Annotated in this window: 11 protein-coding genes; 10 read left to right on the forward strand and 1 reads right to left on the reverse strand. The window is 35.3% G+C overall.

What is annotated here, in order from left to right:
* Nucleotides 1–319, reverse strand: a 319-nt coding sequence (locus LIR34_RS17065) for a plasmid mobilization protein (protein ID WP_173903391.1), incomplete at its 3' end; no start/stop codon positions are given.
* Between the two features lie 383 nt (nucleotides 320–702).
* On the opposite strand from LIR34_RS17065, the gene LIR34_RS17070 reads away from it, so the two are divergent.
* The 10 genes from LIR34_RS17070 (at nucleotide 703) to LIR34_RS17115 (ending at nucleotide 7,622) form a co-directional block, all read left to right on the forward strand.
* Nucleotides 703–1,128 (forward strand): GNAT family N-acetyltransferase, encoded by a 426-nt coding sequence (locus LIR34_RS17070; protein WP_101872515.1) that lies wholly within the window; start codon nucleotides 703–705, stop codon nucleotides 1,126–1,128.
* 31 nt (nucleotides 1,129–1,159) lie between these two features.
* Nucleotides 1,160–1,906, forward strand: coding sequence for an alpha/beta hydrolase (locus tag LIR34_RS17075; RefSeq protein ID WP_101872514.1), 747 nt, complete (start codon nucleotides 1,160–1,162; stop codon nucleotides 1,904–1,906).
* Between the two features lie 36 nt (nucleotides 1,907–1,942).
* Nucleotides 1,943–2,128 carry a DUF6440 family protein gene (locus LIR34_RS17080; protein ID WP_101872513.1) on the forward strand — a complete coding sequence of 62 codons (186 nt, stop codon included), beginning with the start codon at nucleotides 1,943–1,945 and terminating at the stop codon, nucleotides 2,126–2,128.
* A 124-nt stretch (nucleotides 2,129–2,252) separates the two neighbouring features.
* The gene (locus LIR34_RS17085; protein WP_005423542.1) at nucleotides 2,253–2,879 is read left to right on the forward strand and encodes a hypothetical protein; all 627 of its coding nucleotides are present in this window, start codon (nucleotides 2,253–2,255) and stop codon (nucleotides 2,877–2,879) included.
* A 185-nt stretch (nucleotides 2,880–3,064) separates the two neighbouring features.
* Nucleotides 3,065–3,436: a hypothetical protein gene (locus LIR34_RS17090; protein WP_005335762.1), complete on the forward strand. Its 372-nt coding sequence runs from the start codon at nucleotides 3,065–3,067 to the stop codon at nucleotides 3,434–3,436.
* A 17-nt stretch (nucleotides 3,437–3,453) separates the two neighbouring features.
* The gene (locus LIR34_RS17095; RefSeq protein WP_005423546.1) at nucleotides 3,454–3,594 is read left to right on the forward strand and encodes a hypothetical protein; all 141 of its coding nucleotides are present in this window, start codon (nucleotides 3,454–3,456) and stop codon (nucleotides 3,592–3,594) included.
* The gene (locus LIR34_RS17100) at nucleotides 3,581–4,192 is read left to right on the forward strand and encodes a class I SAM-dependent methyltransferase (RefSeq protein WP_008704955.1); all 612 of its coding nucleotides are present in this window, start codon (nucleotides 3,581–3,583) and stop codon (nucleotides 4,190–4,192) included. Before LIR34_RS17095 ends, LIR34_RS17100 begins: the two co-directional genes overlap by 14 nt.
* A 107-nt stretch (nucleotides 4,193–4,299) precedes the next feature.
* Complete coding sequence (locus tag LIR34_RS17105; RefSeq protein ID WP_055147662.1) at nucleotides 4,300–6,264, forward strand: hypothetical protein; 1,965 nt, start codon at nucleotides 4,300–4,302, stop codon at nucleotides 6,262–6,264.
* The gene (locus tag LIR34_RS17110) at nucleotides 6,261–6,869 is read left to right on the forward strand and encodes an ATP-binding cassette domain-containing protein (protein WP_055147665.1); all 609 of its coding nucleotides are present in this window, start codon (nucleotides 6,261–6,263) and stop codon (nucleotides 6,867–6,869) included. Before LIR34_RS17105 ends, LIR34_RS17110 begins: the two co-directional genes overlap by 4 nt.
* Nucleotides 6,870–7,214: 345 nt before the next feature.
* Nucleotides 7,215–7,622 (forward strand): hypothetical protein, encoded by a 408-nt coding sequence (locus LIR34_RS17115; RefSeq protein ID WP_055147668.1) that lies wholly within the window; start codon nucleotides 7,215–7,217, stop codon nucleotides 7,620–7,622.
* Nucleotides 7,623–7,830: the final 208 nt, after the last annotated feature.

The raw sequence follows: 7,830 nt of genomic DNA on the forward strand, positions 1-7,830 counted from the left end.
AGTCCGTGATGCACTGATGGATTTCATTTTCTATAGCACGAGACTGACTGCCACCGCTGTTAAAATGCTTGGCGATCTGATTTAGATTCGATCCGATCTTTCCATATTCACTGACCAGTTTTCTGAGGTCGTTCATGTCTGCAACAACTTCAATCTGATGATGGATTTGCTTTTCCAATAGAAGTTTCCTCAGATATTCTGATCGGCTAACAGATAAACAAGCAGCGCCTTGGTCTAATAAATCCAGTTCGACATCTGTAAGACGTAATCCTATAAAATGTCTGTGATTCAGTTCTTTATCTTTGTTTTTTGTTCTCATACTCCTCCTTTCGCTGAGACTATTCCTCCCGCCGGGAATCCACGTATTTCAATATCGGCTGTCCCTTCCGATATTAGAAATAGTGCTGTGAACACCTTTAGGTGGAACCAACAGACAAGTGAAACGTCTGTTATTGAGAGGGTATGGGGAGATCCCCATCAAGATAAATCCCATAGGAGAACAGGATGCCAAATGGCAATACTGTTAAACATGGGTGGATCTTGCTCTGTATGTGTACCCCTCTATATAACGAAACGCTCAGAGGCTGTTTTACAGTGGGGGAAAAGAAAAAACATCAAAAAAAATGATGATTAATGGTGAGCTTGTGATAGAATGAAAAAAAGAGAAAAGCATAAAGGATGTAGTTGTGGAGAAAATTTGTTATGATTAGAAAGTTGCTGAACGGAGATATCGATAGAGTTGCTGACATATGGTTAAAGACAAATCTGAAAGCACATTATTTTATTTCCAATCAATACTGGAAAAGTAATTATGAATTAGTAAAAGAAATGATGTCACAATACGAAGTTTATGTGTTTGAAGCAGATAAAATGATACAAGGATTTGTAGGACTAAATGATAAATATATAGAAGGTATTTTTGTCTCCGATGAAATGCAGTCATGTGGCATAGGTAAGCTTTTATTAGATTATGTTAAGGATAAAAAAGTTAGCTTACGATTAAATGTATACCAGAAGAATGCCAGAGCAATTTCTTTTTACAAAAGAGAAGGGTTCATTATTCAATGTGAAGGCTTGGATGAAACTACTGGTGAAAAAGAGTACACTATGCTATGGAAACGAAAATAGAAATCGGAAGTTTACAGCGAGGTGAAAGAGGTTGAATTATGTAGAATATGGAAAAGAAAACAGCGATGTAATTATCCTCTTACACGGAGGCGGTTTATCATGGTGGAATTACAAAGAGGTTGCTGAAAGACTTCAAACAGATTATCATGTGGTTTTGCCTATATTAGATGGTCATGCAGGATGTGATAAGCAGTTTACGACGATAGAGAATAATGCTTTGGATATTATAGAATTTGTAAATAGCAAATTGGGCGGTTCTGTTTTAATGATGGGAGGACTATCGCTTGGAGGGCAGATTTTGCTTGAAATTTTATTTCAACGCAAAGATATATGTAAGTATGCAATAGTGGAAAGTGTACTTGTGATACCTTCAAAATTTACATATTCTATGATTAAACCGGCGTTTGGAAGTTGCTATGGCTTAATAAAGTATAAGTGGTTTTCAAAATTGCAATTCAAATCACTACGAATAAAGTCGAATCTGTTTGATGAATATTACAAAGATACTTGTGCTATTAGAAAGAGTGATATGATTGCCTTTTTACAGGAAAACTCAGTATATTCACTAAAAGATGGCATTGGAGAGTGTGAAGCAACCGTTCAAATTTATGTTGGAGAAAAAGAAAATCAATCAATGAAAAAATCTGCTAAAATCATTCATGAAAAATTGCAGGATAGTTTTATAAAAGTTCTTCCTAATATGTATCATGGAGAGTTTTCAATAAACCACGCAGATGATTATGTGAGAAAACTATTAGAAATAGTAAAGCGAAGGTAATTTTGAATTTAACGCTTGAAAAAAGGAGAAATAAACATGGCAAAGAAAGAAGAAAGATTTGAAGTTACATTTAGAGGCGGAAGTCAGCTTAAGGATGAAGGAGTTCGCCAAATCCTTGTAGATATGGAGACTGGGGTTAACTATCTTTGTTGGAAATCTGGATATGGAGCGGCTATTACACCTCTTCTGGATTCAGAAGGAAAAATCATAGTTACAAAGTAAAATCGGAAGTTGCAAAAGAGAATAATGAGAATTACTTAACTGATGAGGAACAGCACAAAATCATAATTAAGGATTATGATATGTTGTTTGAATACAGAGAATAGCAAAAAACGGAGGAAAAATCATGAAAAAACGCACTCTTACTGTACTAGTTGTTGTGTTAGTATGCACATTCTTGACGGCGTGTAGTAAAGAAATAGACACTGTGACGGAATCTGTAAACGAAAAGGAAAGTAATGTAATAAAGAACCCTACAGTTTTAGAAGATACAATAGAAATTGTTTTTCCAGAACAGTTTGAAGGATTGTCTGGGTATGATGAAGAAGCACTAGTTGACTATCTTAAAGAAAACAGTGACGGAAATTATCAGAAAATCGAATGTATTGACGGACAAGTTAATATGGTTGCTACTCAGGAAGAAATTGAGTATTGGAAAGGATATGTTGAAAAACATATAGATGATCAAAAGGCAGTATTAACAGGTATCAATCAGAAGTATGATATGTGTTGTAATGATTCATATAACACTATTAATATGTACTATGATCAAGAGCTTTCATTTAAAAAAGCTTTTTCATGCGTTGGAAAAACAGCTATATATTGTGCCATGTATCAGATATTAGATGGCAATCCTGATTATTCAATTTATCTAAATATTTATAATGTCGATACAGGGAAATTAGTAGTTGGCGGAAATCTAATGAATGAAGAAGTTTCATATACAGATGAGGACTGGGAAAAAACTTTCTAGAGAAAAGAAAAATTTTATGCTTTGCAATAAGATGGATTTCTATTAGAATGACAATCTGGTATGATATATTACTCTGACAGGCTATAACTTCCAGTTTACAGAATCAAGAAAATTGAAATTTGAGGAGGAGATTGTTGTAACAAGATAATTTTTATAGGCAGAAAAAATTAGGAGAAGTGAGGAATATGCAGAAAAGAGACTTAATCCAAGCGAATGCTTCATTAGAAAATCTACGACAGAACTTGGACATGAAGGATTTTGCAAAAGAAATATTACTTGAGGAGAATTATAATAAATTTATAAGATCATACAAATTTACATTTTGGTTTCAATTAATCGGTGTATTAGCTGGATTTATAGTGCCATCAGTTGTTCTTCTTGTTATTTTTAAAGAATTTATTTACTGTGCTTTTGGTGCAACTATAGGAATTTTTTGGATGTGTGTATGGATGCTGCTAAGTATGGTAATTCCCCCGACAAGGATATATCGAAAATTTGCAAAGTGGTATAGGAAAAGCGATGTGTCTATACGCGACTTGGATGAGATATTTTATTGAAGGGGACAGAAAAATAGATGGAGATGAAAAAGGAATCTAATATATTGACTGAGGAAGAACCCAAATACATAATATCGCTAAAGAAGAGATATAGAATTCTTGTCGAATTAAGAAAACCGGTATTTGTGGAGGAGGAATTCTGTAATGAGATTTTTTGAAAATACCCGTAAGCCACAAGGCTTCGGCGGAAAATTGATGACGAAGATGATGAACAGCGGTCACGCCAAATTATCGCAATGGGGATTCTCAAATATCTCCGCAAAGTCTGATGCTGAAGTTCTGGACGTTGGCTGTGGCGGCGGAGCAAATATTGCGGTCTGGCTTGATAGATGTAGAAATGGCCACGTGACAGGAATGGATTATTCTGAGGTTAGTGTGGCAGAATCTCAAAAATTGAACGCCCTCGCCATTAAACAAGGGAAATGTAATGTAGTTCAAGGAGATGTATCTGCTATACCCTTTTCTGACGCGACTTTTGATTATGTTTCTGCCTTCGAAACAGTTTACTTTTGGCCAGGATTAGTAAAATGCTTTTCCGAGGTCAACCGTGTGCTGAAAAGCGAAGGCATATTCCTGATTTGTAACGAGAGTGACGGAACGAATGCCGCAGATGAAAAATGGACAAAGATGATCAATGGTATGAAGATTTACACATCTAAACAACTTGTTGCCGCTTTGAAAGAAGCGGGTTTTACAGAGATCAAAACGTATTCAAATGCAAAAAATCATTGGATAAGTATTGTTGCAACGAAATAGCCAAATTTGAATTTAACAAGAGAATGTGGTTGTATGAAAAAATCCATATTAGTATTTTGGGCAATCGTGTGTCTGTTACCTATTCAAAGGAGGTTTAAGAATTTCAAATGAAACATATAAGAAATATATTGCTGTTGATTACGATTATTTTTGCTTTTGTTATGCAAGCTGAAGTATATCAAAATATGCTCTGGAACTTTAATGGTGCTTATTATTTATCGTCCAGATACACAACTACTAATGACGATATGGATTCATTTTTAGCCAATGCAGAAGATACAGCTGAGAAGCATGGTGTTCATATTTTTTCGACTTTTAATCAGAGAGTTTCTAATTATCAGACAAGACTTTATATTTATGGTGATGATACCGTTGTTCGGGATAGTCTTAAAAGCACGATGGGTATTGAGGAAAAAACATATACGGCTTTAATAGGTGGAATCACCGTAATAGAATTTGAAGATTTTAGAGAAGTAAAAAACACAGGCAATGGACAGGAAATAATGGTCAGCTATATCGGTAATGATGATGACATTATTGCCACATATCAAGATTTGGCAAAAGAATATTCTATATCGCAGCCAGAGTTTTGGCAATCAACCGAAACTGATATGATGTTCATTGTTTGGGGCTTGGTTGCCATATTGATGATTGTACTTAATGTGATTGAGGTGATACGCAGACAAAAGGAAGTAGTTGTACGAGCTTCTCTGGGCGAAAATGCTGCTGTGATTGCTCTAAAAGCTGTAGTGGCTGATATGATTTCATATGCTGCATTATTCGTTTTAGCAAAGTTGCTTGTTTCTCAATTTATATCGGGAGCGTATGAAGATCATCTCATTTTGGCAGTGTATTGTGCCGGAGCAGTTCTTTCCGTAATTCCTTATGCTGCTTTTGTCCGCTTTGATGTAAAAAAAGCCTTTGCCAATGCTTCAGATAAAAAAGGTATGTTTTATCTTCTGAACGGTCTTAAAGTATTTGCTACTGCTATGACAATTTTTACAATAACTACAAATCTCAGTAGCATTCAAGGTAATTTACTTACAAACACGACTCTTTTAGAAAATCATTATAATGATTATTATTTTGGAGTTATGCAGATTGAACCTCCTTTTGAAGAAAATGAGGAGGAATCCAAAGAGAGCAAATTTTGGAATGACCTTTACGAAAATGAATACAACACTATAAATCCGGTGGTCTGCATAGGCAGCCGGATAAGCGATACGGATAATTATATTTTTGTAAATCATAATGCCAGAGATATGCTACAAGGGTTTTCTGATATGCTTACTGAAGATGATGAAAAAGAGGATATCGTGGTCTTCGTGCCAAAGGGAAGAAATGCGGAATCATACAAAGATATCGCAAAAGAGGAAATTAGCTCTCTTACCCAAAATGCAGAAGAACTGCGTGTTGTTTATAAAGAATATTCTGGCAGAGAGCAATTTTATTATCTCAATTCGAACAGAGAAGAGGCTATTGACGGATTGTCAAGAGTAACAAATCCGATTGTGATTTATCAGGCAAATGAGGCTGTTGCTTTAAATGGAAGTTATATCGAAACAGGAACATATAATGGTGAGGTAATCTACGGATGCGATGAAAGCACAATTCGTAATGCTGCGAAAAAATATGCAGAACAGCTTGGTTCACACTATTTTATGCTGACGAATGTCGGAGAGGATTACATTTATAGTCATAGTTTCCTTGTAAAATTGATTAGCTTTATAAGCTCTCTTTGCGTATTAGTATTGCTGTTAGATATCGCTATCATCGTATCTGAAGCGAAAATGGAATTTAGACTTAGCTCTATGGAAATCTCCCTCAAAAAGGTTTTAGGTTATAGCTTTTATGAAAGGCACAAAAGATTTATTTCCGTTAATCTCATAGAAAATATAGCCGTTGTGATATTGATTTGCATTGTTTCGATTTTTATATCTAACGCAAGTGTCGGGATTGCTTTACTGATTGGATCATTGCTCACCATTATTGAAATGGCAATCATTTTCACAAATATTATGTGGGTTGAAAAAACAAATATCTCAAAGTCATTGAAGGGAGGATGTTTATGATTATAATTCGTGGCTTAAATAAAGCATTTGGAGAGAAAATAATTTTCTCCAACTTTAATTTGGAAATTCCGGATGGAAGTTTTGTAGTAATCAGCGGGGATAGCGGCAGTGGAAAAAGCACTTTGCTCAATATGATTGGTGGTATCGAAAAGCCGGATAGCGGCAGTATCATAATCGAAGGGCTGAATATTACCCGGCTTAAAAATAAAAACAGTTTTTTTGCGGATACAGTGGGGTTTCTTTTTCAGAATTTTGCACTGCTTGAAAATAAGACAGTTAAAGAAAATTTAAGTTTGATTAAAAAATCAAGCCGAACTAAAGTATCACTTAAAGAAGCTCTTAATCGTGTGGGGTTATCAAAGGAAGTTAACAAAAAAGTTTATCAGCTTTCCGGTGGTGAACAACAGAGAGTTGCTTTAGCTCGTCTTATGATGAAAAAATGTTCTGTTGTTTTGGCAGATGAACCTACTGGCTCACTTGACAAGAAAAATAGAGATATTGTTATGAGGTTATTGCACGAACTCAATGAAGAAGGTAAAACGGTTATCATTGTTACCCACGATCAGAGTATTATTGAAGATGAACCTTATGTTGTGAAAATCTGAGAGTACCTCTTAGAAATGTCTTGATCTACATTTTATGTAATTTGGGTCAGAAGAAAATCCCTTTAGGAACTAAAGGGCGCACTTCTATACTCTCTGTCGAGAGTAGTGCGTCCTGCGGAGCTTCATTCTCTGTCAGCAGAAAAAAGCTGCATGACCGAGAATGTTGCGTCACTTTGTTCCGTCAAGGTGGCTACACCCCCTTGCGCCGCTAAAGCGACTATCCCCTGTGTACTTGCCGTCCGCAAACGGTTTTGACAAACCGTCCGCCGCCAGCAAGTTTGAAAGCGACTAAAATGAATTTTATGGAACAAACAAATCGGTAGTTGACAAAGGAGTTGAGCTGATATGAAAAAGAAAATCATCATATTGCTGTCTGTTGTGATAATTCTTTTGATTGGCATTGTTGTATGGTTTAATATTCCACTCGACTTGATGGACTTAGACCCTAATGAGGTCATGGAAATAGTTGTTTTCAATGGCAATAGCGGAAACGCAACACATATTACCGACAAAGAGCAGATTCAGCATATTGTCGAAAATTTGAATGGCGTCGAAGTAAAGCGGTCAAAGCCATCTTTGGAATATACGGGATATAGTTTCAAAGTTACTATTTATTTGTCTGATGGCAACGAGGCAGGCGATTGGAATAATTTTATTATCAACTCAGATGATACAATTAGAAAAGATCCGTTTTTCTATTCTGTTACAAAGGGAAATATTGATTACAGCTATATTGAAGGTATCGTAGAATAACAAAAATTCAAGTTTGTTGAATTAAAAATGAAATAAAGTTCCAGTAATCATAGAGTGTATGGATTCAATTCCATATGCTCTTTTTCTTTACTTAATTTCATGAAAAATGTAAAAATCTAATGTTACGAGTTGCATTAAAGAAAACTCGTAAGAAAAAAAGTAAAAAAATTTGCTTTTGACCACTGTAAAACATGCTCTGAGCGTTTCG

Origin of the sequence: Blautia sp. MSK17_66, from assembly GCF_020538025.1 — a bacterium.
GTDB lineage: Bacteria > Bacillota > Clostridia > Lachnospirales > Lachnospiraceae > Blautia_A.

What these genes read in the sequence shown, in the direction of transcription:
- LIR34_RS17070 (WP_101872515.1), top strand. Translation starts at nt 703, where the DNA reads ATGATTAGAAAGTTGCTGAACGGAGATATCGATAGAGTTGCTGACATA.
- LIR34_RS17080 (WP_101872513.1), top strand. Translation starts at nt 1,943, where the DNA reads ATGGCAAAGAAAGAAGAAAGATTTGAAGTTACATTTAGAGGCGGAAGT.
- LIR34_RS17085 (WP_005423542.1), top strand. Translation starts at nt 2,253, where the DNA reads ATGAAAAAACGCACTCTTACTGTACTAGTTGTTGTGTTAGTATGCACA.
- LIR34_RS17090 (WP_005335762.1), top strand. Translation starts at nt 3,065, where the DNA reads ATGCAGAAAAGAGACTTAATCCAAGCGAATGCTTCATTAGAAAATCTA.
- LIR34_RS17095 (WP_005423546.1), top strand. Translation starts at nt 3,454, where the DNA reads ATGGAGATGAAAAAGGAATCTAATATATTGACTGAGGAAGAACCCAAA.
- LIR34_RS17100 (WP_008704955.1), top strand. Translation starts at nt 3,581, where the DNA reads ATGAGATTTTTTGAAAATACCCGTAAGCCACAAGGCTTCGGCGGAAAA.
- LIR34_RS17105 (WP_055147662.1), top strand. Translation starts at nt 4,300, where the DNA reads ATGAAACATATAAGAAATATATTGCTGTTGATTACGATTATTTTTGCT.
- LIR34_RS17110 (WP_055147665.1), top strand. Translation starts at nt 6,261, where the DNA reads ATGATTATAATTCGTGGCTTAAATAAAGCATTTGGAGAGAAAATAATT.
- LIR34_RS17115 (WP_055147668.1), top strand. Translation starts at nt 7,215, where the DNA reads ATGAAAAAGAAAATCATCATATTGCTGTCTGTTGTGATAATTCTTTTG.